This is a genomic window from Citrobacter telavivensis (assembly GCA_009363175.1).
Lineage (GTDB): Bacteria > Pseudomonadota > Gammaproteobacteria > Enterobacterales > Enterobacteriaceae > Citrobacter_A > Citrobacter_A telavivensis.
Window position 1 is genome coordinate 2,253,551 of sequence record CP045205.1, and the last position, 24,528, is coordinate 2,278,078.

The window sequence follows — 24,528 nt, forward strand, 5'->3', positions numbered from 1 at the left end:
TAATGGAGAACATCATGACCCTACCCAAAATTAAACATGTCCGCGCCTGGTTTACCGGTGGAGCAACGGCAGAAAAAGGAGCCGGCGGCGGCGATTATCATGACCAGGGCGCTAACCACTGGATTGACGATCACATCGCCACGCCGATGAGTAAATATCGTGAGTACGAACAGTCGCGTCAGTCGTTTGGGATTAACGTGCTGGGTACGCTGATTGTTGAAGTTGAAGCCGAAAACGGACAGACGGGCTTTGCGGTCTCCACGGCAGGAGAGATGGGCTGCTTTATCGTTGAAAAACATCTCAACCGTTTTATCGAAGGGAAATGCGTCAGCGATATCAAACTCATTCACGATCAGATGCTCGGTGCGACCATGTATTACTCGGGATCCGGCGGTCTGGTGATGAACACCATCTCTTGCGTTGATTTGGCGCTGTGGGATCTGTTTGGCAAGGTGGTGGGCCTGCCGGTTTACAAACTGCTGGGCGGCGCGGTGCGCGATGAAATTCAGTTCTATGCCACCGGCGCGCGTCCTGACCTGGCAAAAGAGATGGGCTTCATTGGCGGCAAAATGCCGACTCATTGGGGACCGCACGATGGCGACGCGGGGATCCGCAAAGATGCCGCCATGGTAGCGGAAATGCGTGAGAAGTGCGGCCCGGATTTCTGGCTGATGCTGGACTGCTGGATGAGTCAGGACGTGAATTACGCCACGAAACTGGCCCACGCCTGCGCGCCATCTAACCTGAAGTGGATTGAAGAGTGTTTGCCGCCGCAGCAGTACGAAGGCTATCGCGAACTGAAACGCAATGCGCCAGCTGGAATGATGGTCACCAGCGGCGAGCACCACGGCACGCTGCAGTCCTTCCGCACGCTGGCGGAAACTGGAATCGATATCATGCAGCCGGATGTCGGCTGGTGCGGCGGCCTGACCACGCTGGTCGAGATTGCTGCGATTGCGAAATCGCGTGGACAACTGGTCGTACCGCACGGCTCGTCGGTCTATTCGCACCATGCGGTGATTACTTTCACCAACACGCCGTTCAGTGAGTTCTTGATGACCAGTCCGGACTGCTCAACGATGCGTCCGCAGTTTGACCCGATTCTGCTTGATGAGCCGGTACCGGTGAATGGCCGCATTCATAAGTCCGTGCTGGATAAACCGGGATTTGGCGTCGAGCTTAACCGCGACTGTAACCTGAAACGCCCTTATAGCCACTAATGACCTGTGCGTTGCCGCAGAGACGGCAACGCCCTCATTTCTTTGAGGATCTTGCTATGAGTACCACTCTTCTTGACGGCGTAGTGAAGAAAAACCGCGCACGTTTGATCCCGTTCATGCTGGCACTGTATGTACTGGCGTTTCTGGACCGTTCGAACATTGGCTTTGCCAAAGAGACCTATCAGATTGATACCGGGCTGAGCAATGAGGCCTACGCGCTCGGCGCGGGGATCTTCTTCGTGGTCTACGCCTTTCTCGGCGTGCCCGCTAACCTGCTGATGCGCAAACTGGGGGCCAGAACCTGGATTGGCACCACTACGCTGCTGTGGGGATTCCTCTCCGCCGCGATGGCGTGGGCGGATACCGAGGCGAAATTCCTCATTATCCGTACTCTGCTGGGGGCGGCAGAAGCCGGTTTCTTCCCCGGCATGATCTATCTCACCTCACAATGGTTCCCACAGCGTAACCGCGCCAGCATTATGGGGCTGTTTTACATGGGGGCGCCGCTGGCGTTGACGCTGGGATCGCCGCTGTCCGGCGCACTGTTGGAGATGCACGGCTTTATGGGCTATCCCGGCTGGTTCTGGATGTTCGTTATCGAAGGTTTGCTGGCGGTAGGCGCAGGGATTTTCACCTTCTTCTGGCTGGATGACACCCCACAACAGGCGCGTTTCCTCAGCGTTGAAGAAAAAGCGGCGCTCATTAGCCAACTGGCGAGCGAAGAAGAGAAGAAGACCACGTCAAAACTCTCGGATGCCTTGCGTAACGGACGCGTCTGGCAACTGGCGATTATCTATCTGACGATTCAGGTGGCGGTGTACGGACTGATTTTCTTCCTGCCAACCCAGGTTGCCGCGCTGCTGGGAACCAAAGTGGGCTTCACGGCGTCGGTGGTCACCGCCATTCCGTGGGTTGCCGCACTGTTCGGGACCTGGCTTATCCCTCGCTACTCCGATCGCACTGGCGAACGCCGTAATGTCGCCGCGCTGACGCTGCTGGCTGCGGGGATTGGTATTGGTGTATCCGGCCTGGCATCACCGGTGGTGGCGATTCTGGCGCTTTGCGTGGCAGCGGTGGGTTTCATCGCCGTACAGCCGGTGTTCTGGACAATGCCGACGCAACTGCTTTCCGGCACAGCGCTGGCGGCGGGGATCGGTTTCGTGAACCTGTTTGGCGCGGTAGGCGGGTTTATCGCGCCAATTCTGCGCGTTAAGGCGGAAACGATGTTTGCCAGCGATGCCGCAGGACTGCTGACGCTGGCGGGTGTCGCGATTATCGGCTCATTGATTATCTTCACGCTGAGCGTGAACCGTCCCGCGTCGCAACCGGGTGCTGCGCATCAATAATTTTATCCACGTTGTAAGGATCATTATGAACGGATTGTTAGCAAACCCTTTTAAGGACGCACTCCGCAGAGGGGAAGTACAAATCGGACTGTGGCTGAGTTCGACAACCTCCTACATGGCGGAAATTGCCGCAACGTCGGGTTATGACTGGCTGTTGATCGACGGCGAACACGCGCCGAACACGGTGCAGGATCTCTATCATCAGTTGCAGGCGATTGCTCCCTACGCCAGCCAACCGGTGATCCGCCCGGTCGAAGGCGCTAAGGCGCTGATCAAACAGGTTCTGGATATCGGGGCACAGACGCTGTTGATTCCGATGGTTGATAGCGCAGAGCAGGCACGGCAGGTGGTTGCGGCCACCCGTTACCCGCCCGTTGGCGAGCGCGGCGTCGGGGCTAGCGTGGCGCGAGCGGCGCGCTGGGGGCGTATTGACAACTATATGGCGCAGGCCAATGCGTCACTCTGTTTGCTGGTACAGGTCGAAAGTAAAGCCGCGCTGGAGAATCTGGATGCGATCCTGGACGTGGACGGTATTGACGGTGTGTTTATTGGTCCTGCCGATCTTTCGGCGTCTTTGGGGTATCCGGACAACAGCGGACACCCGGAGGTGCAGCGGATTATCAAAGAGAGTATTCAGCGCATTCGTGCGGCTGGAAAAGCGGCGGGCTTTCTCGCCGTCGATCCGCTCATGGCGCAGAAATGTCTGGCGTGGGGCGCGAATTTTGTCGCCGTCGGCGTTGATACCATGCTGTATACCGAGGCGCTGGACCAGCGGCTGGCAATGTTTAAGCCCGGTCAGACGATGCCGAAACTGAAAAGCAGTTACTAAATCCATAGCCCGGCGGCACTGTGTCACCGGGCTATCTGTCAGGCTTTACGGACTGTTTGCCATGATATCATCGAGTGACAGTCCGGTTATCACCAGTACCTTGTCGCGTTCGATCCCGCTTTTCAGCATCATCCGCGCGATACGTAATGCCTCCTCCCTGGTGCCTTTTTGTAATCCTTCCTGTAGACCCTTTTGTAGTCCTTTCTGCAGCCCCGTGTGGTGGCCTTCCTGCCGAAGCCTTTCTGCAATCGTCATCAATTTCTCCTTGTGATGGGGAACGCGTCTGGCGACCTCATGGATAAAGTCACTGAAGCGGGACGCATCGCCGTACTGCACCAGGTAATTAAACAGCGTATGCAACTGGCTGTCATTAGCGGTACCGGTTATTAAAAGCGAAACCAGTCGGTCAACCAGCCCCATCAAATCACGATCGCGGATGTGTTTTTGCATCAGTTCCAGCAGGGCTATGCGCTTATGCTGCATGATTTCGTCGTCAGAGATGACCGTGATATCGACCAGCGGAAAGGCTTCCGTGTAGAGCCGCCGCGCCAGCTGTGGGTCGTCAAATTCGTCCAGCCAGTTCAGTGAAAAAGGGTATGGGCTTGGTTCGCCATGATAAAACAGCATCGGGATCACCAGCGGCAGGGTTTTATTTCCGCTATCAAGATGGTGTTGCATAGCGGCAGTGGCATAACGCATCAAACGAAATGCCATGTGCGGCACGGCGGTACTCTGATGTTCGATAACGCAGTAAATGTAACCCTCACCCTCGCGTGTTTTCAGCGACCACAAAACATCGGAATAGTAGGTTCTCAGGTTGTCTTCAATGAAGGTGGTGGATTCCAGCTTGAGCGTGGTTAAATCGCAGAGTTTGCATAACGACTCAGGAAGATGAATCTTAAGAAAATCCTGCGCAATTTCAGGATGGGTCATCATCTTTTTAAACACGGCATCGTGCTGTGTTGACGTCGTTGATTTCGCCATGGTTGTCCGTCACCAAAGAATCCAGTGACGTGACGATACGAGGTTATATTAAGGGCTGCATGCGCGAAATTCAGTCTTTGCGAAGAGGGGCGGGAGATAAATACGTACGACGGTAACGTATTCAATTTTGTGGAATGCTAAACGCAAAAACGCCCGGGGCACAGTACCGCCGGGCGAGTCATTTAGCCTAATGCTTTCGCCAGCAGGGTAATCGGATGTTCACAGCGTTTGCTGGTGGACATCTCGATTTGCCATTTGCAGGTCTCGCAGTCGGTAACCACAATATCTGCGCCGCTTTCTTCAATCTGTTTAAACAGTGGAGAGCCAATGGCTTGCGAGGTGGGGTAGTTCTCCTTCTTAAAGCCGTAGGTGCCGGCAATCCCACAGCACTGGGAATCCAGCACCGTGAGTTCCAGCCCCGGAATGCGACGCAGCAGTTCAAGGGTGTACAGCGTCCAGCCCATTTTTTCCATATGGCACGGGGTGTGGTAAACCACTTTCAACGGCAGTGTTTTCAGCGGCAGCGTTTTTCCTTCATCCAGTTTGCGCCACAGCCAGCGGGTCGCCAGTTCGATATGTTCCCGTAGACCGCTGTTGTCGACGTCCAGGACTTCCGGATACTCGTCACGCAGTGCAAAGGTACAGGTCGAAGACGTGGCAATCACCGGAATTCCCTTCACACTAATTGCTTCACGTAGAGACTCGACGTTGGTCACCGCCTGTTTACGCGCTTTATCGGTAAACCCGTTGGCAATCAGCGGTACGCCGCAGCACTTCTCTTTGCTCAATAACTGGACGCCTGTGCCCATCGCGTTCAGCACGTTGATCAAATCTTTGCCGAGCTGTGGGTGGTTGTAATTCACAAAGCAACCGTGGAAGAAGGCAACCTGATCGTTGTACTGCGCCTGCTGGGTCGCCACGCTGCGATACCAGCGGCGGAAGGTGCCAAAAGAGTATTTAGGCAATGTACGGCGATGATCGATTTTCAGCGCGTAATCGAGTAACTGGCGCACCGGTTTCAGCGAGGTTGCCGTATTGACAACTGGCGCGAACGGCGTGGAGACGCTGCCCATCAGGTCAGTATGGCTTAAGATAAAGTTACGCAGCGACGGACGCGACGTGTCATATTTGGCGCGCGCGCGCTGAATAATATCGCCGATTTTCACGTCAGATGGACAGGCTACTTCGCAGCGTTTGCAGTTAATGCAATATTTCAGCGCATCGTCATACAGTGCGCCATCTTTCAGGCGCAGGCGTTCGCCGTCGGGGCCGGCCTGTTTTGGGCCCGGATAGCTCGGGTTAACGCGGCTGACCGGACAGGCGGTGGTGCACACCGTGCATTTGATGCAACTTTCAAAACGGGTATCGCTCATTGCTCACCTCCTGCACGTGCTGCAATGTGATGGGCGGCATGTAAAGCAGTGACCGCACAGACGCCGCCTCCGCATCCCTGGGCAATCGGGTCGAATCCGCCGAGAACAGATCCAATGGCATACAGATTGTCTACCGTTTGTCCCGCCAGCGACGGGCGCAGCGTCTCATCGGTGGTGACGCCAAACTGCTGCCAGGGTTGCGCATCAAAGAAATCGCGTTGATACCATTCGGCGCGGGTCGCCGCTTGCTGAACATCCAGCCCCAGAATGGGCTCACGTATACCTTCACGTTCGGCGAGCAGGCCGCTGCTAAAGAAACTTCCGCTGGCGAGCACGGCAAAGCGCGGGCGCAGAGGGATGTCCGCGTGATTGCGCGTCCAGATTTCGCTCACCACGCCATTTTTACAGGTGACTTTCTTCACTTCATCGCCGGGCATCCAGAGTCCGCCCTGGCGGACGAACTGACGCTGTAACTGGTTATGCAGTCGGATCCCCAGCACCGACGGCGGCAAAGTGGGAAGTAACCTGAGCGAGCAGGGCAGGCGCTCGTTGAGCCAGCGCCAGAGACCGTCATCCGCCAGGCCAAAGCAGGCGGGCATGATGATCATTTCGCACGTTTTTGCTATCGGCAATAACGCGTCATACAGCAGGGGCCATTTGTCTTCGTTATCCAGAAAACGGGCGATGTTCACCGCCCGAAACTCGGTGGCGTTGTCGCGCAAAACGTCCAGTTCCGGCAGATCAATCTCGGCGGTTTCTACCTCCAGGTCGCGTTGACCAAGAGAGGCGGCAGCCAGGTGTGCCTGGAAATCAAGCAGGCCGCTAATGCCCACTACGCAGATACGTTTAGCCTCCAGCGGCCAGACAGGGACTTCCGGTGAACTGAGCCAGGTCGAACGCAGAGTACCTAACGGGGTGACCCGCTGATGCGACGACTGAACCTCGCCCTGCAGATGCGCACCGGATGCGTTTAGCAGCGCCTGCGCTTGCTCTGCGAGCATCAGCACCTGTTGGGTGCCGAGTGTCGTGTAAGGGTGTGTGGGAGCCTGTTCGCGCAGGGCGTTCAGGCCCGCAGTGATATCATGCACCGGCTGCCCATCCGGCAGCGCGCTGAGCAGATCCAGCGAGCCGGAGGAGAAGTGCAGCGCGCTCTGTCCACGGGTGACCACCGCGCAGCGTAAGCCGCTCTTTTGCAACTGTAGACCGCACAGGAGTCCGGCGAGACCGCCGCCCATAATGACCGTATCAAATCTCATCGCGCGGCTCCTTTTCCAGACCACATAATCCCTGGTACACCCAGCGGGTAAATTCGCTTTCGCGCAGCGCATCGCCCCAGGCGATCGGCTGCACGCCTTTCCAGCGTTCATTGAGAAAATCCGATAGCTGGGTGATGGATTGTGCAGCGGTGGTGATGTTAAAGCGTTGCAGCAACCCGGCAGCACGACAGGCGCAGAGTTCGCCCTGACAGGTGCCCATCCCTACGCGGGTGCGACGACGGAGATCCAGCAGGCTGTTAACGTTTAAATTTTCGACGGCGTACTGTACTTCACCCGCGGTGACGGCTTCGCACTCACAGACCAGGCTGCGGTGCTGGCGGCCATGGCTCAGCCACGCCGGCGTACGGTCGCCGTGGCGATACACCGCTGACCCTCGCAGTGGGGCGGGCAAGGAGATCACACGCTTCAGCGTGCTTTCCGTCGGTTCCTGTGAACCCGGTAGCGGTGTGTCTGCGGTGATGCAAGGGCGCGTGTTGCCAAGCTTACGGCAGACCGCGTCGGTAGCCCATTCCGCCATCAGGCGGTAGGTCATCAGTTTGCCGCCGGTAATGGTGATAAACCCGTCGAGGCCGTCGCGTTTCGCGTGATCGAACAGCACAATGCCGCGACTGACGTTACGACCACTCGGATCGTCATCACTGGCTACCAGCGGGCGCACCCCTGAGTAGGCGCGCAGAATACGGGTTTTCGCCATAATCGGCGCCAGCTTTTCACCTTCGCGCAGCAGAATATCGACCTCATCGGCGGTCACCCTGTTGCTGTCGATATCGTTGTAATCAATGTGGGTTGAGGTCGTGCCAATCAGCGAAATCGTGTCGCCGGGCACCAGAATATCGGCGTCAGACGGCTTACGGCAGCGGTTGATGACGTGCTGGTTGATGCGGTGGTCCATAATCAGCAGCGATCCTTTTGCCGGGAACATGCGGATACTCAAATCAGCATATTCCGCGATCCGTTGTCCCCAGATCCCGGCGGCATTAACCACCACCGGCGCATGCAGGGTTTGTGTTTCGCCGTTGAGATGGTTGCGCACATGGACACCGCTGACGGTCGCGCCTTCGCGGATAAGTCCAGTCACTTCGTGAGCGGTCAGGATGATGGCGCCGTGCTCTTTCGCATCGAGCATATTGGCCGCGGTCAGGCGGAACGGGTCAACGGTGCCGTCCGGCACTTTGACCGCGCCGATCAGTTGCGGATTTACCGACGGCTCAATAATCCGCGCCTGTTGCGGATCGACTGCTTCTGCACGAATCCCCGCTTCTTCGCAGGCGCGGATAAAGGTGGCCTGGAAGGAAAGTTCATCCTCCGGCAGGGTAATAAACAGACCGTCCGTTGGCTCAACGCAGTGGCGGGCGATACGTTTCAGAATTTGGTTTTCACTGATGCATTCACGGGCAGATTCCGCGTCAGTCACGGCATAGCGCGCACCGCTGTGCAGCAGTCCATGGTTACGGCCGGTTGCACCGGTCGCAATATCATGACGTTCGACTAAGATGACACGTAGACCGCGTAGCGCGCAGTCACGGGCAATTCCTGCGCCTGTGGCACCGCCTCCAATGATAATCACGTCACTTGTTTGCGAGTCGCGAGTTTTCATTGCTTTCCCTCACAGTTCGTTTTTTATCATTTAGCCACATAAAAAACATGGTTTGTTTGATTTCGCGCATATTCGCTCATGATTCGAAAATGAAACGTGATTTCGTGCGCCTTTCTGAACATTTGTCATAAATCTGTAACAATATGTGCTGCAATTCACATTCACGACAGGTATCTTTACCTAACATCGCCGCCATACGGGAATCTGCGGGGGGCGCTCGAACTACCTGCGGTGTTTACTACTTATAAAAGACGGGCCACGGAGGCTACATTATGTTGAGTATTTTTAAACCAGCGGCGCATAAAGCTCGCTTGCCAGCGGCGGAAATCGATCCGACTTACCGTCGGCTTCGCTGGCAGATATTCCTGGGAATATTCTTTGGCTATGCCGCGTATTATCTGGTGCGCAAGAACTTTGCTCTGGCGATGCCCTATCTGGTAGAGCAAGGCTTTTCGCGGGGAGATTTAGGTTTTGCCCTCTCGGGGATCTCCATTGCTTACGGATTTTCGAAATTCATCATGGGCTCGGTTTCGGATCGCTCGAATCCGCGCGTTTTCCTCCCTGCCGGCCTGATTCTTGCCGCAGCAGTGATGCTGTTCATGGGCTTTGTGCCGTGGGCGACATCGAGCATTGCCGTGATGTTTGTGCTGCTGTTCCTCTGCGGGTGGTTCCAGGGGATGGGGTGGCCGCCGTGCGGACGCACCATGGTGCACTGGTGGTCGCAGAAAGAACGTGGCGGAATCGTCTCCGTCTGGAACTGTGCGCATAACGTCGGTGGCGGGATCCCTCCGCTGCTGTTTCTGCTCGGGATGGCCTGGTTTAACGACTGGAAAGCGGCGCTGTATATGCCAGCGTTCGGCGCCATTCTGGTGGCAATTTTCGCTTTCGCGCTAATGCGTGATACTCCGCAATCCTGCGGTCTGCCGCCCATCGAAGAGTACAAAAACGACTACCCGGATGATTACAACGAAAAAGCGGAAGAAGAACTGACGGCGAAGCAGATCTTCATGCAGTACATCCTGCCGAACAAATTGCTGTGGTACATCGCTATCGCGAACGTGTTCGTCTATCTGTTGCGCTATGGCATTCTCGACTGGTCTCCGACTTATCTGAAAGAAGTGAAGCATTTTGCGCTGGATAAATCCTCCTGGGCCTACTTCTTCTATGAATACGCAGGGATCCCCGGGACGCTGCTGTGTGGCTGGATGTCGGACAAAGTGTTCCGTGGCAACCGTGGTGCGACCGGCGTGTTCTTTATGACGCTGGTGACTATCGCCACCATCATTTACTGGATGAACCCGGCAGGTAACCCGACCGTCGATATGATTTGTATGATTGTGATCGGCTTCCTGATTTACGGCCCGGTGATGTTGATTGGTCTGCATGCGCTGGAGCTGGCACCGAAAAAAGCCGCAGGGACGGCAGCTGGCTTTACCGGCCTGTTTGGTTACCTCGGTGGTTCCGTGGCGGCCAGCGCCATTGTCGGCTACACCGTTGACTTCTTCGGCTGGGACGGCGGCTTCATGGTGATGATCGGCGGCAGCATTCTGGCGGTTATCCTGCTCATTGTGGTGATGTTCGGCGAGAAACGCCACCATGCTGAGATGCAACTGAAACGCAACGGGGGCTAAGTGAATGAAGACAGCACTGAAAAACCTGAGTCTGACGCTGATGATGGCGGGCGTGGTAATGGGAAGTCATGCACTGGCGGCCACGACTACGGATAAAGTGGTGATTGCCCACCGTGGTGCGAGCGGATATCTGCCGGAGCATACGCTGCCCGCGAAAGCGATGGCCTATGCACAGGGAGCGGATTATCTGGAGCAGGATCTGGTGATGACCAAAGATGACCAACTGGTCGTTCTGCATGACCACTATCTGGATCGCGTGACGGATGTCGCCGAGCGTTTTCCGAATCGTGCGCGCAAAGACGGTCGTTACTACGCCATCGACTTTACGCTGGATGAAATCAAATCCCTGAAGTTTACCGAAGGGTTTGATCTGGAAAACGGCAAGAAGGTACAGACCTATCCAGGCCGTTTCCCGATGGGCAAGTCGGACTTCCGCGTGCATACCTTTGCCGAAGAGATCGAGTTTATTCAGGGGCTGAACCATTCCACCGGCAAGAACATCGGTATCTATCCGGAGATCAAAGCGCCGTGGTTCCATCATCAGGAAGGGAAGGACATTGCGACCAAGACGCTGGAAGTGCTGAAACAGTACGGCTACAGCGACAAGCAGGACAAGGTCTATCTGCAAAGTTTTGATGTAGCAGAACTCAAGCGCATCAAAAATGAGCTGGAACCCAAAATGGGGATGGATCTGAACCTGGTACAGCTGATCGCCTATACCGACTGGAATGAAACCCAGGAGAAGCAGCCGGACGGCAGTTGGGTCAATTACAACTATGACTGGATGTTCAAACCCGGGGCGATGAAGCAGGTGGCGGAGTATGCGGACGGCATTGGTCCGGACTACCACATGCTGATTGATGAGAAGTCGACGAAAGGCAATATCGCGCTGACTGGCATGGTGCAGGACGCCCATCAGAATAAGATGACGGTTCATCCTTATACGGTGCGCGCCGATCAGTTGCCGGACTACACGACGGATGTGAATCAGCTGTACGACATTCTGTACAACCAGGCGGGTGTGGACGGGCTGTTCACCGACTTCCCCGACAAAGCGGTGATGTTCTTACGTAAAGAGTAAAAACCGCGTTATCCCTCTCCACTGCACCCCAAAAGCGGGAAACCGCTGAGTAAGGTGCAGTTTTTTTATCTCATTTTCACGATAAGCCATAAAAAACGCACACCAGATCAAGAAATCCAGACCAGAACATAAATATCTTAAGAAATCCTTAAGCGGACGATTTATATTAATTGTCTGAATAGTTTATGACGTTATGGTAACGGATGAGGCCGAAATGGTGCAGGAAGAGTTTAATCACTGGTGGGCAACGGAAGGCGATTGGGTCGAAGAACCGAATTATCGACGCAAAGGGATGAGCGGTGTGCAATGCATCGAGCGCGACGGGAAGAAACTGTACGTGAAGCGGATGACTCAACACCTGTTTCACTCGGTACGCTATCCCTTCGGACGTCCGACGATTGTGCGTGAAATCGAGGTGATCAACGAACTGGCCCGCGCGGGCGTTATCGTGCCGAAAATTGTTTATGGCAAAGCGACAAAAATTGACGGTGAGTGGCGTGCGCTGCTGATCACCGAAGATATGAAAGGCTTTGTGAGCATCGAAGAGTGGTATAAACAGCATGCGGTGACGCCGTATCCTGATGAGGTGCGCGATGCAATGCTAAAAGCGGTCGCGCTGGCCTTTAAAAAAATGCACAGCGTCAATCGTCAGCACGGCTGCTGCTACGTACGTCATATCTATGTGAAAACGGAAGGGACGGTAGAAGCCGGGTTTTTAGATCTGGAAAAAAGCCGCCGCCGTTTACGTCGCCATAAAGCGGCACAGCATGACTTCTCCCAGCTTGAGAAGTACCTGAGTCCCATCCCGAAAGTGGACTGGGAACAGGTGAAGGCGTATTACTACGCGCTGTAGCGCACGCTACATCTCAATTTCAATGTCGCCTTTTGCCCGGCAACAGCAGGGCAAAATTTCACCCGGCTGAATGAACGCTAAAGGCTCGGCGATCCAGTCGACCTGGCCGGCAATCAGCCGGGTGCGGCACGAGCCGCAATAGCCTTCGCGACACTGGTATTCCACGTCAACGTTGTGCGACTCAAGCGCGGCGAGCAGGGAAGGGTGTTCATCCTGGCACAGCAACTGTGTGCCAGTGATGCGTAGCGTGACGCGTCCCATCAGAGCTGGAAATTACTCAGATCGTCGGTATCGACTTCGGAGTCGATCTGCCCGACCAGATAAGAGCTTACCTCCACTTCCTGCGGGGCCACCTGAACGTTATCGGACACCAGCCAGGTGTTGATCCACGGAATCGGGTTTGAACGGGTCTGGAACGGCAGATCCAGTCCGACCGCCTGCATACGAATGTTGGTGATGTATTCGACGTACTGGCAAAGAATGTCTTTGTTCAGGCCGATCATCGAACCGTCGCGGAACAGGTAGTCTGCCCACTCTTTTTCCTGCAGCGCGGCCTGCACAAACAGATCATAGCACTCCTGCTTACACTCTTCCGCGATTTCCGCCATTTCCGGATCGTCAACGCCGCTGCGCAGCAGGTTCAGCATATGCTGAGTGCCGGTCAGGTGCAGCGCTTCGTCACGGGCAATCAGGCGAATGATTTTGGCGTTGCCTTCCATCAGTTCGCGCTCGGCAAAAGCGAAAGAGCAGGCGAAGCTGACGTAGAAGCGAATCGCTTCCAGCGCGTTGACGCTCATCAGGCACAGATACAGTTTTTTCTTCAGCGCGCGCAGGTTCACGGTGACGGTTTTACCGTTCACGGTGTGCGTCCCTTCGCCCAGCAGATGCCAGTAGCTGGTCATCTCAATCAGCTCATCGTAATAGCTGGAAATCCCTTCCGCACGTTTCTGGATCTGCTCGTTGGTGACGATGTCATCAAACACGATTGCCGGATCGTTAACGATATTACGGATGATATGGGTGTAAGAGCGCGAATGAATGGTCTCAGAGAAGGCCCAGGTTTCGACCCAGGTTTCCAGTTCCGGAATGGAGATCAGCGGCAGCAGCGCCACGTTCGGACTACGTCCCTGAATGGAGTCCAGCAGCGTCTGGTACTTCAGGTTGCTGATAAAAATATGTTTTTCGTGCTCCGGCAGCGCCTGGTAGTCGATGCGGTCGCGGGAAACGTCAACCTCTTCAGGACGCCAGAAGAATGAGAGTTGCTTTTCGATCAGTTTTTCGAAGATGTCATATTTTTGCTGATCGTAGCGGGCCACGTTAACCGGCTGACCAAAAAACATCGGTTCCAGAAGCTGGTCATTTTTCGTCTGTGAAAAAGTGGTGTATGCCATGAATATGTCCTGTTTGGAGTTTAATGCCGGATGGCGTTACGCTTATCCGGCCTACAACACTTTAATGCCGGATGGCGCTACGCTTATCCGGCCTACAACGCTTTAATGCCGGATGGCGCTATGTTTATCCGGCCTACAACACGTTAATGCCGGATGGCGCTACGCTTATCCGGCCGACAACACGTTAATGCCGGATGGCGCTACGCTTATACGGCTTACAACACGTTAATGCCGGATGGCGCTACGCTTATCCGGCCTGCAACACGTTAAGGTCGGATGGCGCTATGCTTCCGGCCTACAACGCTTTAATGCCGGATGGCGTTACGCTTATCCGGCCTACAACGCTTTAATGCCGGATGGCGCTACGCTTATCTGGGCTACAACACGATGCATTTGTAGGCCGGATAAGGCGTTTACGCCGCCATCCGGCATCACAATATCAGATCTTACATGCGCCGCTTTCGCAGCCATCATCCTGAATGGAGGGCACCAGATCGTCCTGGGCATCTTCCGCGCCGTCGCGGGTGTTCTGATAATACAGCGTTTTGACCCCGAACTTATAGGCGGTGAGCAGGTCTTTCAGCAACTGCTGCATCGGCACTTTTCCTGACGGGAAGCGTGACGGATCGTAGTTGGTGTTGGCCGAAATCGACTGATCGATAAACTTCTGCATGATGCCGACCAGTTGCAGATAGCCGTCGTTGCCCGGCATTTCCCACAGCAGTTCATAGGCGTTGCCCAGGTGCTCGTAGTCCGGCACTACCTGACGCAGAATACCGTCTTTCGACGCTTTAATGCTGACGTAACCGCGCGGTGGCTCGATACCGTTAGTGGCGTTCGAGATCTGCGAAGAGGTTTCGGACGGCATCAGGGCAGAGAGCGTTGAGTTACGCAGACCAAAGGTCTTGATGGACTCACGAAGCGCTTCCCAGTCATGATGCAGTGGTTCGTCGGCGATAGCATCCAGATCTTTCTTGTAGGTATCGATCGGCAGAATGCCCTGCGCGTAGGTGGTTTCGTTAAACCACGGGCAGGCGCCTTGTTCGATAGCCAGTTCGTTAGAGGCCTTCAGCAGATAGTACTGAATGGCTTCAAACGTCTTGTGCGTCAGGTTGTTGGCGCTGCCGTCGGAGTAGCGCTTACCGTTTTTCGCCAGCCAGTAAGCAAAGTTAATCACGCCGATACCCAGCGTACGACGACCCATCGCTCCGCGTTTGGCGGCCGGGATCGGGTAGTCCTGATAATCTAACAGCGCATCAAGGGCGCGAACGGCCAGTACCGCCAGCTCTTCCAGTTCCTCGAGGCTGTTGATCGCCCCCAGGTTGAACGCGGAGAGTGTACACAGGGCGATTTCACCGTTTTCGTCGTTCACATCCATCAGCGGTTTGGTGGGCAGGGCGATTTCCAGGCACAGGTTAGACTGGCGTACCGGCGCAACCCGCGGATCGAACGGGCTGTGGGTGTTGCAGTGGTCAACGTTCTGAATGTAGATACGACCCGTAGACGCACGTTCCTGCATCATCAGAGAGAACAGTTCGACCGCTTTGACACGCTGTTTGCGGATGCTGTCATCGTTTTCATATTTTACGTACAGGCGTTCGAATTCATCCTGATCGGCGAAGAACGCGTCATACAGCCCCGGAACATCGGATGGGCTGAAGAGCGTAATGTCGCCGCCTTTCAGCAGACGGGTGTACATCAGCTTGTTGATTTGTACGCCGTAGTCCATGTGACGAACGCGGTTGCCTTCCACACCACGGTTGTTTTTCAGTACCAACAGGCTTTCAACTTCCAGATGCCACATCGGGTAGAACAGCGTGGCCGCCCCGCCGCGTACGCCGCCCTGAGAGCAGGACTTCACTGCGGTCTGGAAGTGTTTATAGAACGGGATACAGCCGGTGTGGAACGCTTCGCCACCGCGAATCGGACTGCCCAGCGCACGAATACGACCCGCGTTGATACCGATACCGGCACGCTGGGAGACGTATTTTACAATCGCGCTGGAGGTGGCGTTGATTGAGTCCAGGCTGTCGCCACACTCGATCAGTACGCAGGAACTGAACTGGCGCGTCGGGGTACGAACGCCGGACATAATCGGCGTCGGCAGCGAAATTTTGAACGTTGAGACCGCGTCATAAAAACGCTTTACGTATTCCAGACGGGTATCACGCGGGTAGTTAGAGAACAGGCAAGCCGCCACCAGAATATAGAGGAACTGGGCGCTTTCGTAGATCTCACCGGTGACACGGTTCTGGACCAGATATTTCCCTTCCAGCTGCTTAACGGCGGCGTAGGAGAAGGTCATATCACGGTCGTGTACGATAAACGAGTCCATCTGCTTGAACTCTTCTTCCGTGTAGTCTTCCAGCAGATGATTGTCGTATTTGCCCATTTCAACCATTTTCACCACATGGTCAAACAGTTTCGGCGGTTCGAACTCGCCGTAGGCTTTTTTACGCAGATGGAAAATCGCCAGGCGCGCAGCCAGGTACTGGTAATCCGGCGCTTCGCGAGAGATCAGGTCCGCCGCCGCTTTAATGATGGTTTCATGAATATCGGAGGTCTTGATACCGTCATAAAACTGGATGTGGGAGCGCAGTTCGACCTGAGAAATCGATACGTTATTCAGCCCTTCCGCCGCCCAATCCAGAACCCGATGGATTTTGTCGAGATTGATGCGCTCTGTACTACCATCACGCTTTGTCACCAGCAGACTCTGATTCATGTGGTTTTTACCTGTCCGTGAAAGAAAAAATATCCCCTGCATTATCCACAATGCCACCTTGTGACTAACTCTGTGGATAAATACTATATATAGGGGTTGAGTGTTAAAGTAAACGCTATATGGTGAGTATTCTAGTAGGGATTCTTTTCAGCACAAGAGTTGATTTTGAGGTTAAATTGAGGTTGCAAAAGGGTAAGAAAGGCTAAGTGCGCGTCTTATAAGGCCTGGCGGGGATGTCAATAATTTATAAAAAAAATAGATAATTTGATCGAGTGCTGATTTCTTCAACGAAGGTGTAGAATCTTCTTATGACCTGGCGCAAGTTTTGTAACCTGGGTACAGGCGAGAGATGCCGAATGGCGACGTAAACGTCTTATCCGGCCTACAGGGCATATTTCCGTAGGCCTGATAAGCGTAGTGCCATCAGGCAAGTGGATTATTCCGCGTTCGCCGTGGTGTGCACCATATAGTTCACATCAACGCCGGGGCCAAGCTTGAAGGTGTTGGTGATAGGGTTGAAATGCAACCCGGTCATATGGCGTTCCTGCAATACCGTCTGATCCACCCAGCCTAACAGCTCCGCAGGTTTAATAAATTTTTTAACATCATGGGTCCCTTTCGGCACCATGCGCAGAATATATTCCGCGCCGACAACGGCCATCAGCCAGGATTTGCCATTGCGGTTAAGGGTTGAGAAGAACACCTCGCCGCCGGGTTTGACCAGTTGCGCACAGGCTCTGACCACCGATTGCGGATCGGGCACATGCTCCAGCATCTCCATGCAGGTCACCACGTCATACTGGTGGGCATGTTTCGCTGCGTGTTCTTCCACGGTTTCCTGCACGTAATCCACCTGGATACCACTTTCCAGCGCATGCAGTTTTGCTACCTGCAAGGGCTCAAAGCCCATATCCAGACCGGTCACCGTGGCACCTTCACGGGCCATACTCTCTGCCAGAATGCCGCCGCCGCAGCCCACATCGAGCACCTTTTTACCAAACAGGCCGCCTGCGCGTTCAGCAATGTAACCCAGTCGCAGCGGGTTAATGCGATGCAATGGCTTAAATTCGCCTTCCAGATCCCACCAGCGTGACGCGACGGCTTCAAACTTGGCAATTTCTTCGTGGTCAACGTTGTGGTTTACCGGTGGTTTTACGGCATTCATCGGGGCTTTTACTCCTTCTATGGCTTGTTACAGGAGTATATCAGTCAACGCGGGTGAATAAAGCTTATTGGTTTACCTCAATCGGTGCGGATGTGTTATAATTTGCGACCTTTGAATCCGGGATACAGTAGAGGGATAGCGGTTAGATGAGCGACCTTGCGAGAGAAATTACACCGGTCAACATTGAGGAAGAGCTGAAGAACTCTTATCTGGATTATGCGATGTCGGTCATTGTTGGCCGTGCGCTGCCGGATGTCCGAGATGGCCTGAAGCCGGTACACCGTCGCGTACTTTACGCCATGAACGTATTGGGCAATGACTGGAACAAAGCCTACAAAAAATCAGCCCGTGTCGTTGGCGACGTCATCGGTAAATACCACCCGCACGGCGACTCTGCGGTATATGACACCATTGTTCGTATGGCTCAGCCGTTCTCGCTGCGATATATGCTGGTGGATGGTCAGGGGAACTTCGGTTCCATTGACGGCGACTCTGCGGCGGCGATGCGTTATACGGAAATCCGTCTGGCGAAGATTGCCCATGAGTTGATGGCGGATCTGGAAAAAGAGACGGTTGATTTTGTCGACAACTATGACGGCACGGAAAAAATCCCTGACGTTATGCCGACCAAAATCCCTAACCTGTTAGTGAACGGCTCCTCCGGTATCGCGGTTGGGATGGCGACTAACATTCCGCCGCACAACCTGACTGAAGTGGTCAACGGGTGTCTGGCGTATATCGACGATGAAGACATCAGCATTGAAGGGCTGATGGAATACATCCCGGGTCCGGACTTCCCGACGGCGGCGATTATCAATGGTCGTCGCGGCATTGAAGAAGCCTACCGTACCGGTCGCGGCAAAGTGTACATTCGCGCCCGCGCGGAAGTGGAAGCTGACGCGAAAACCGGTCGTGAAACCATCATTGTTCATGAAATCCCGTATCAGGTGAACAAAGCGCGCCTGATCGAGAAAATTGCGGAACTGGTAAAAGACAAACGCGTTGAAGGCATCAGCGCGCTGCGTGATGAGTCTGATAAAGACGGTATGCGCATCGTGATTGAAGTTAAACGTGACGCGGTTGGGGAAGTGGTACTCAACAACCTCTACTCCCAGACCCAGCTGCAGGTCTCTTTCGGTATCAACATGGTGGCACTACACCATGGTCAGCCGAAGATCATGAACCTGAAGGACATTATTTCAGCGTTTGTGCGCCACCGTCGTGAAGTGGTGACCCGCCGTACCATTTTCGAACTGCGTAAAGCCCGCGATCGTGCGCATATCCTCGAAGCGCTGGCGATTGCGTTGGCGAACATCGACCCGATCATTGAACTGATCCGTCGCGCGCCGACCCCGGCGGAAGCGAAAGCGGGGCTGATTGCGCGTCCGTGGGATCTGGGCAACGTGGCGGCGATGCTGGAACGTGCCGGTGATGATGCCGCGCGTCCGGAGTGGCTGGAGCCTGAATTTGGCGTGCGTGACGGTCAGTACTACCTGACGGAACAGCAGGCCCAGGCGATTCTGGATCTGCGTCTGCAGAAACTGACCGGCCTTGAGCACGAAAAACTGCTCGACGAATACAAAGAGCTGTTGGAACAGATTGCCGAACTGCTGCACATTCTGGGCAGCGCCGATCGCCTGATGGAAGTGATCCGCGAAGAGCTGGAACTGATCCGCGATCAGTTCGGCGACCAGCGTCGTACCGAAATCACCGCCAACAGCGCCGATATCAATATCGAAGATCTGATCAACCAGGAAGATGTGGTTGTCACCCTGTCTCACCAGGGCTACGTGAAGTATCAGCCGCTGACCGACTACGAAGCACAACGTCGTGGTGGGAAAGGCAAATCTGCTGCGCGTATTAAAGAAGAAGACTTTATTGACCGCCTGCTGGTGGCCAACACCCATGACACGATCCTCTGCTTCTCCAGCCGTGGTCGTCTGTACTGGATGAAGGTGTATCAGTTGCCTGAAGCGAGTCGTGGCGCGCGTGGTCGTCCGATCGTCAATCTGCTGCCGCTGGAAGCCAACGAACGCATCACTGCCATCCTGCCGGTACGCGAGTACGAAGAGGGCGTGAACGTCTTTATGGCGACTGCCAGCGGTACGGTGAAGAAAACGGCGCTGACCGAGTTCAGCCGTCCGCGTTCTGCCGGTATCATTGCGGTAAATCTGAACGACGGCGACGAACTGATTGGCGTGGATCTGACCTCCGGTTCCGACGAAGTCATGCTGTTCTCGGCGGCGGGCAAAGTGGTGCGCTTTAAAGAGAATGCCGTCCGTGCGATGGGCCGTACCGCGACCGGCGTCCGGGGTATCAAACTGGCGGGCGAAGACAAAGTCGTCTCTCTGATTATCCCACGCGGTGAAGGCGCGATCCTGACCGTAACGCAAAACGGTTACGGTAAGCGTACGGCGGCGGAAGAGTATCCGACCAAGTCCCGTGCGACGCAGGGCGTTATCTCTATCAAAGTGACCGAGCGCAACGGCTCCGTTGTTGGCGCGGTGCAAGTCGATGACTGCGACCAGATCATGATGATCACCGATGCCGGTACGTTAGTGCGTACTCGCGTGTCGGAAATCAGCGTGGTAGGGCGTAACACTCAGGGCGTGATCCTCATCCGTACCGCGGAAGATGAAAACGTGGTGGGTCTGCAGCGTGTGGCTGAGCCAGTGGATGACGAAGACCTCGATTCTATCGACGGTAGCGCGGCGGAAGGGGATGATGATATCGCCCCGGAAGCGGAAACCGACGACGATGTCGCAGACGATGCTGACGAGTAATTAGCGGGTTTACATACCACACAAAAGGGAGGCTTAGCCTCCCTTTTTTACGTCCTGAATTCACTATTCCCCTTGTCAACATTCGTGTCAGGGTGGTTTTGTATTTCATGTATAAAAATACAGAATTAAATGAATACTTATAACTCTGTGAAGGTGCTCACTGTTTGTTCAGCCATTTACCGCTAACTTTCCTCTTACCGAATACCGATATTTAAGATTCACTTCTGGAGGAGAACTGAAAAAATATTTAATAAAAACATCTGAGGTTTTGAAGAAAAAGCGTTGGCTGCCTTCGTCTGTCAGTTCACTTCTGACGGATGAATATACTTATACCTACACGTTGGGAGTTAACTATGATAGTTGAAATTGCAGAAGGCTTTATCCATCTTTTTCAGAGCGCAGGTAAGATATTCTCCGGGATGATCGTCAGTACCATTCCGATGCTGATAACCTTAATTTTGACCGTTAATTTTATTATGAAATTAATTGGCCAACAGCGAATGGAAAAAGTCGCCACCCTGATGGGGAAATCAAAAATATTAACCTATGGAATTTTACCCAGTTTTGCCTGGTTCTTCCTCAGCAGTCCGGGCGCGTTGACGATGGGTAAATTTTTACCAGAACGCTGTAAACCTGCTTATCAGGATGCACTGGGTAGCACCGTACACCCGCTGACGTCTCTGTTCCCACACATTGTACCATCGGAGCTCTTTATCTGGCTGGGCGTCGCCGCCGGTCTGACCCGACTCGACCTTCCGGTTGCCGATCTGGCTTTGCGCTATATCGCCGCGGGTATTCTACTCGGCTTTATCCGTGGTTTTCTTACGGAATATATCTTCACCCGGCTGGAGAAACGCGAACTTAATCAGGAATAAGGGAAAACAATGAAAGTACTATTTTCGGCTGACGTCGTAAAAGCTGGAAGAAAAGTGGAAGAGGGACTGCTTAATGGCATGTTGATTACCTTTAATGACCGCGCTCCGGAAGATTATCTCGACTACGTGCTGGTTATTAAGAATATTGTTTGTGATGTTACCCCATTACAAAAAACAATGGATTATGTTCTGCAGATGAATCATCACACCTGGAATATAACCTGCTGGGGGGAGGCTGCATGGCAAAATTTATGCGAGTTAGGTCATGTGACGGTGGTATTTGACGGGGCTGAAAAGCCAATAGCCTATGGTTCATTACACGTAAACAGTCATTGTTCTCCATCCGTAAATGAATTGATTGGCCCATTGAAAATAATGAGGAAAACCAATGAAAACTGTACTGATTAAAAAAGGTCATTCAGGGATTGGCGATGATATGTATTTATATCGCGATACCCGCATGGTGATTTTGTCGCTAACCGGGAAAACCATTGATCCGGTCGCGAAAAAACTGGGTGAAATGCTGGAGATGACCGTGGTTAACGGTTTTGATGCCATGCCGGATGATAAGAAAATCCTCTGTGTGGTGATCAACTGCGGCGGTTCACTTCGCTGTGGCATCTATCCGCAAAAAAGAATCAAGACGATCAACGTGCTGCCTACCGGTGCGATGGGGCCGCTGGCGAAATATATCACCGAGGATATCTACATCTCGGATGTCAGCCTTGACTCGCTTTCGCTGATTGAGACCATTAATCAACCGGTAAACGGGGAGGAAAACGTTGAGCACATTGAGCCGCTCCCCGCAGGCGACGTCTTCGCGGTTGCTCGCGATACCGAGGAGGTAAAACCGCGCGCCTCAGCGACCAACACCGCGCTGGAGTTGATGACGCGTTTTGCGACGGGGATCGGTAACTTTGTCAGCCTTCTCTACTCCTCTGCGCGTGAATCGGTTGAGTTGTGCATTAAAAACGTGATCCCCTTTATGGCCTTTATCTCGGTGCTGATCGCGCTGGTTCAGGAAACCGCGATTGGTCAGTGGACCGGGAATGCGCTATCGCCGCTTGCCGGATCGTTAACCGGGCTGTTTGTGATTGCAATTATCTGTGGCCTGCCCTTTATCTCTCCCATTCTGGCTCCCGGCGCGGCGATTGCGCAGGTTGTTGGCGTGCTGGTGGGAACGTTAATCGGTAGCGGGGTGGTTTCGCCTCTGATGGCGCTGCCGGCGCTGTTCGCGATTAACGTCCAGGTGGGGGCTGACTTCATTCCCGTTGGGCTTTCCATGCAGGAGGCGAAAGAGAAGACCATCCGTCTCGGTGTTCCCTCGTTCTTGTTATCACGGATGATTACCGCACCTCTGGCGGTGGCCATCGGTTATCTGTTTTCGTTTGGCTTGTTTAACTGAGGAATCGTGTAATGAACAAAATCAATGCCGCAGTGGTGGGGGCTGGTATTTACGGCAAACATCATATCAATGCGTATCACTATAATCCGTGGGTGAATCTGGTGGGTTTTTGCGAGATCAATCCGGAAATCCGCGCCAGAGTGGCGGCGGAGTTTCAGGTGCCGGGTTATGCCTCGCTGGCAGAGTTATTTGCCGCGACGGAGGTTGATCTGGTGTCAATTGCCACACCGGATCCGTTCCACTTTGATGCCACCATTGAGGCCATCAACGCGGGTAAACATGTGCTGATTGAAAAACCGATGGCGACAACGTCAGCGGAATGTCGGGAAATCATCCGTTGTGCACAGCAGCAGGGGGTGAAGATTGGTGTCGATTACCACAAGCGTTGGGACGGAATGGCACAGCATATTCATCATGAACTGTTGAAACCCGAAACCGGCCAGGTCCTGCGTGGCTACATGAGCATGGACGACATCATCGACGTGCCGAAAAACTGGCTGTCATGGGCGAACGAGAGCTCTCCCGTTCATTTCCTTGGAACACATTGTTTTGATTTGATTCGATATTATATGAATGGCGCCAATGCAGTGAGCGTCTATGCGATAGGACAGAAGAAGAAGCTGGTTGCGGAAGGCATCGATTCCTGGGACACCATTCAGTCTTTCGTCACGTTTGATAATGGCGCGCAATGGACTGTTGAAGTGGGGTGGTGCTTGCCTCCTTCCTTCCCCAAAGCAAATGACGGTCGTAGTTTTGTTATCACAGAGAATAACTATTATCGTGCCGACGCGCAGTTGCGGGGCTATGAAATGTTTACGCCACAGCGCAGCGCAACGCCAAATTATAATTTTATTAATTACGTTAATAATAAAGCCAGTGGGTATGGGATTCAGCCAATACATGATTTTGTTGAGCACGTTTTATTTGATACCCCTTATCTGGCAACCGCAGACGATGGGTTGCAAGCCACGTTAATTTGCGAAGCCGTGCATCACTCGTTATCAACAGGAAGTATTGTGCAGTTATAATTAATCTGCAATTTACGCCTCATAGACAGTCTTTTCTGGCTTTAATTTCTCTGATTAAGGCAGGGTTCTTTATTCCCCCGCAATCCGGTCGATGATCAGCGTTTATGAGGCGTCTTTTCATTATTCATATTCAGATAGCAATATTGCAGCGCATGGAAAAAAAGCGTATGCAATGACATTTTCAGCGCGGCAAAACTCAGTGGGCTGGCGCTGGACTGCGGCGTATATAAGGTCACATCGGCCAGCGACGCGCCGCTCTGATGGCAGGCTACCGCCAGCGAGGCTGCCTCATGCTCTCGAATCAAGGTAATCAATTGATTATCCGGCTCATCTTTAAGTCCTGGCAGCAGGATCACCGAATCGCAATCCGTCAGGGCGTTTGTCAACAGTGAATGGGCATTCTGGTACTCCACGGGAATACAGACTTTACCAATATCGCTATAGTCCTGAATGATATTGCTGAGTAAGGAACTCAATTCCCGTGGATGACAGAAATAGAGGTTACGACTGGAATTAATAATTTCAAAGAAGGTATTGAGTGCCGCCGGGTTATTATTATTAATAAACTCGCTAAGGATAACGTTGTTCTTCGTTGCCTGGGCCGGGAGTAGCGTCTCAGGTTCACTACGCAGACATTTAATTAAATCATATTTAAATGAAGTAAAACCCGTATAACCGAGAGATTGCGCAAAACGAACGATGGAGGGTTGGCTGGTCTGTGTCTTTTTTGAAATTGCCGTCGACGTCAGTTTTTCCGCGCCCGATAATGTCGCCAGAATGTAACGGCTAATTGTTTGTTCCGCGTGCGAGCCTGTTTTTACCAGTAACTGAAGTTGTTCGATAATGTTCATTAAGGTCCCTCGGTTTTGTTTATTATGACAGATACACTTTATCCTTCAAGCGGCCTCTGTGTTGGCTACGGCATTACTCGGCTCATCCATGAACCTCGTTCTTACGGACCGTCG

At 53.6% G+C, this 24,528-nt stretch carries 20 protein-coding genes; 11 read left to right on the plus strand and 9 right to left on the minus strand.

All coding sequences use genetic code 11. From position 1 onward, the window contains the following. Positions 1-14 precede the first annotated feature (14 nt). Genes rhmD through GBC03_13105 form a run of 3 tightly spaced genes read left to right on the plus strand, consistent with a single transcriptional unit; the run spans position 15 to position 3,395 of the window. Entirely contained in the window at positions 15-1,220 is a 1,206-nt protein-coding gene (gene rhmD, locus GBC03_13095; GenBank protein ID QFS71076.1) for an L-rhamnonate dehydratase, read from the plus strand. Between the two features lie 56 nt (positions 1,221-1,276). After that, positions 1,277-2,566, plus strand: coding sequence for an MFS transporter (locus GBC03_13100; protein QFS71077.1), 1,290 nt, complete (start codon positions 1,277-1,279; stop codon positions 2,564-2,566). Between the two features lie 25 nt (positions 2,567-2,591). Then, positions 2,592-3,395, plus strand: coding sequence for a 2-keto-3-deoxy-L-rhamnonate aldolase (locus GBC03_13105; protein QFS71078.1), 804 nt, complete (start codon positions 2,592-2,594; stop codon positions 3,393-3,395). A 45-nt stretch (positions 3,396-3,440) separates the two neighbouring features. Here the strand turns inward: GBC03_13105 and GBC03_13110 are convergent, their stop codons facing one another. The 4 genes from GBC03_13110 to glpA all read right to left on the minus strand — a co-directional run bounded on the left by GBC03_13110 (position 3,441) and on the right by glpA (position 8,626). After that, on the minus strand, positions 3,441-4,379 hold the full coding sequence (locus tag GBC03_13110) for an Rpn family recombination-promoting nuclease/putative transposase (protein ID QFS71079.1): 939 nt from the start codon (positions 4,377-4,379) through the stop codon (positions 3,441-3,443). Positions 4,380-4,561: 182 nt separating this feature from the next. Next, on the minus strand, positions 4,562-5,752 hold the full coding sequence (glpC, locus tag GBC03_13115; protein ID QFS71080.1) for an anaerobic glycerol-3-phosphate dehydrogenase subunit C: 1,191 nt from the start codon (positions 5,750-5,752) through the stop codon (positions 4,562-4,564). Continuing rightward, positions 5,749-7,008, minus strand: coding sequence for a glycerol-3-phosphate dehydrogenase subunit GlpB (gene glpB, locus GBC03_13120; protein ID QFS71081.1), 1,260 nt, complete (start codon positions 7,006-7,008; stop codon positions 5,749-5,751). Before glpB ends, glpC begins: the two co-directional genes overlap by 4 nt. After that, positions 6,998-8,626 carry an anaerobic glycerol-3-phosphate dehydrogenase subunit A gene (gene glpA / locus GBC03_13125; GenBank protein QFS71082.1) on the minus strand — a complete coding sequence of 543 codons (1,629 nt, stop codon included), beginning with the start codon at positions 8,624-8,626 and terminating at the stop codon, positions 6,998-7,000. The genes glpB and glpA overlap by 11 nt, the downstream gene beginning before the upstream one ends. Before the next feature lie 272 nt (positions 8,627-8,898). On the opposite strand from glpA, the gene glpT reads away from it, so the two are divergent. The 3 genes from glpT (at position 8,899) to inaA (ending at position 12,191) form a co-directional block, all read left to right on the plus strand. Then, positions 8,899-10,257, plus strand: a complete 1,359-nt coding sequence (gene glpT / locus GBC03_13130) for a glycerol-3-phosphate transporter (GenBank protein ID QFS71083.1) — start codon at positions 8,899-8,901, stop codon at positions 10,255-10,257. Positions 10,258-10,261: 4 nt separating this feature from the next. Next, a complete protein-coding gene (gene glpQ / locus GBC03_13135; GenBank protein ID QFS71084.1) occupies positions 10,262-11,338 on the plus strand; it encodes a glycerophosphodiester phosphodiesterase in 1,077 nt (358 codons plus the stop codon). Between the two features lie 214 nt (positions 11,339-11,552). After that, positions 11,553-12,191: a lipopolysaccharide kinase InaA gene (gene inaA, locus GBC03_13140; protein ID QFS73991.1), complete on the plus strand. Its 639-nt coding sequence runs from the start codon at positions 11,553-11,555 to the stop codon at positions 12,189-12,191. 6 nt (positions 12,192-12,197) lie between these two features. On the opposite strand, the gene yfaE is transcribed toward inaA, so the two are convergent. The 4 genes from yfaE to ubiG form a co-directional block, all read right to left on the minus strand. Beyond that, complete coding sequence (yfaE, locus tag GBC03_13145; protein ID QFS71085.1) at positions 12,198-12,452, minus strand: ferredoxin-like diferric-tyrosyl radical cofactor maintenance protein YfaE; 255 nt, start codon at positions 12,450-12,452, stop codon at positions 12,198-12,200. Then, positions 12,452-13,582, minus strand: coding sequence for a ribonucleotide-diphosphate reductase subunit beta (gene nrdB, locus GBC03_13150; GenBank protein ID QFS71086.1), 1,131 nt, complete (start codon positions 13,580-13,582; stop codon positions 12,452-12,454). Before nrdB ends, yfaE begins: the two co-directional genes overlap by 1 nt. A gap of 439 nt (positions 13,583-14,021) precedes the next feature. Then, positions 14,022-16,307 (minus strand): ribonucleoside-diphosphate reductase subunit alpha, encoded by a 2,286-nt coding sequence (nrdA, locus tag GBC03_13155; protein ID QFS71087.1) that lies wholly within the window; start codon positions 16,305-16,307, stop codon positions 14,022-14,024. A 436-nt stretch (positions 16,308-16,743) separates the two neighbouring features. Then, entirely contained in the window at positions 16,744-17,472 is a 729-nt protein-coding gene (ubiG, locus tag GBC03_13160) for a bifunctional 2-polyprenyl-6-hydroxyphenol methylase/3-demethylubiquinol 3-O-methyltransferase UbiG (GenBank protein QFS71088.1), read from the minus strand. A gap of 146 nt (positions 17,473-17,618) precedes the next feature. On the opposite strand from ubiG, the gene gyrA reads away from it, so the two are divergent. The 5 genes from gyrA to GBC03_13185 all read left to right on the plus strand — a co-directional run bounded on the left by gyrA (position 17,619) and on the right by GBC03_13185 (position 23,563). Further along, the gene (gene gyrA, locus GBC03_13165; GenBank protein QFS71089.1) at positions 17,619-20,255 is read left to right on the plus strand and encodes a DNA topoisomerase (ATP-hydrolyzing) subunit A; all 2,637 of its coding nucleotides are present in this window, start codon (positions 17,619-17,621) and stop codon (positions 20,253-20,255) included. Positions 20,256-20,608: 353 nt separating this feature from the next. Beyond that, the gene (locus tag GBC03_13170; protein QFS71090.1) at positions 20,609-21,130 is read left to right on the plus strand and encodes a PTS sorbitol transporter subunit IIC; all 522 of its coding nucleotides are present in this window, start codon (positions 20,609-20,611) and stop codon (positions 21,128-21,130) included. Positions 21,131-21,139: 9 nt separating this feature from the next. Beyond that, positions 21,140-21,538, plus strand: coding sequence for a PTS glucose transporter subunit IIA (locus GBC03_13175; protein ID QFS71091.1), 399 nt, complete (start codon positions 21,140-21,142; stop codon positions 21,536-21,538). After that, positions 21,519-22,535: a PTS sorbitol transporter subunit IIB gene (locus GBC03_13180; protein QFS71092.1), complete on the plus strand. Its 1,017-nt coding sequence runs from the start codon at positions 21,519-21,521 to the stop codon at positions 22,533-22,535. The genes GBC03_13175 and GBC03_13180 overlap by 20 nt, the downstream gene beginning before the upstream one ends. An 11-nt stretch (positions 22,536-22,546) precedes the next feature. Beyond that, on the plus strand, positions 22,547-23,563 hold the full coding sequence (locus GBC03_13185; GenBank protein QFS71093.1) for a gfo/Idh/MocA family oxidoreductase: 1,017 nt from the start codon (positions 22,547-22,549) through the stop codon (positions 23,561-23,563). 95 nt (positions 23,564-23,658) lie between these two features. Here GBC03_13185 and GBC03_13190 read toward each other — a convergent pair whose 3' ends face one another. Next, entirely contained in the window at positions 23,659-24,414 is a 756-nt protein-coding gene (locus GBC03_13190) for a MurR/RpiR family transcriptional regulator (GenBank protein ID QFS71094.1), read from the minus strand. Positions 24,415-24,528 lie beyond the last annotated feature (114 nt).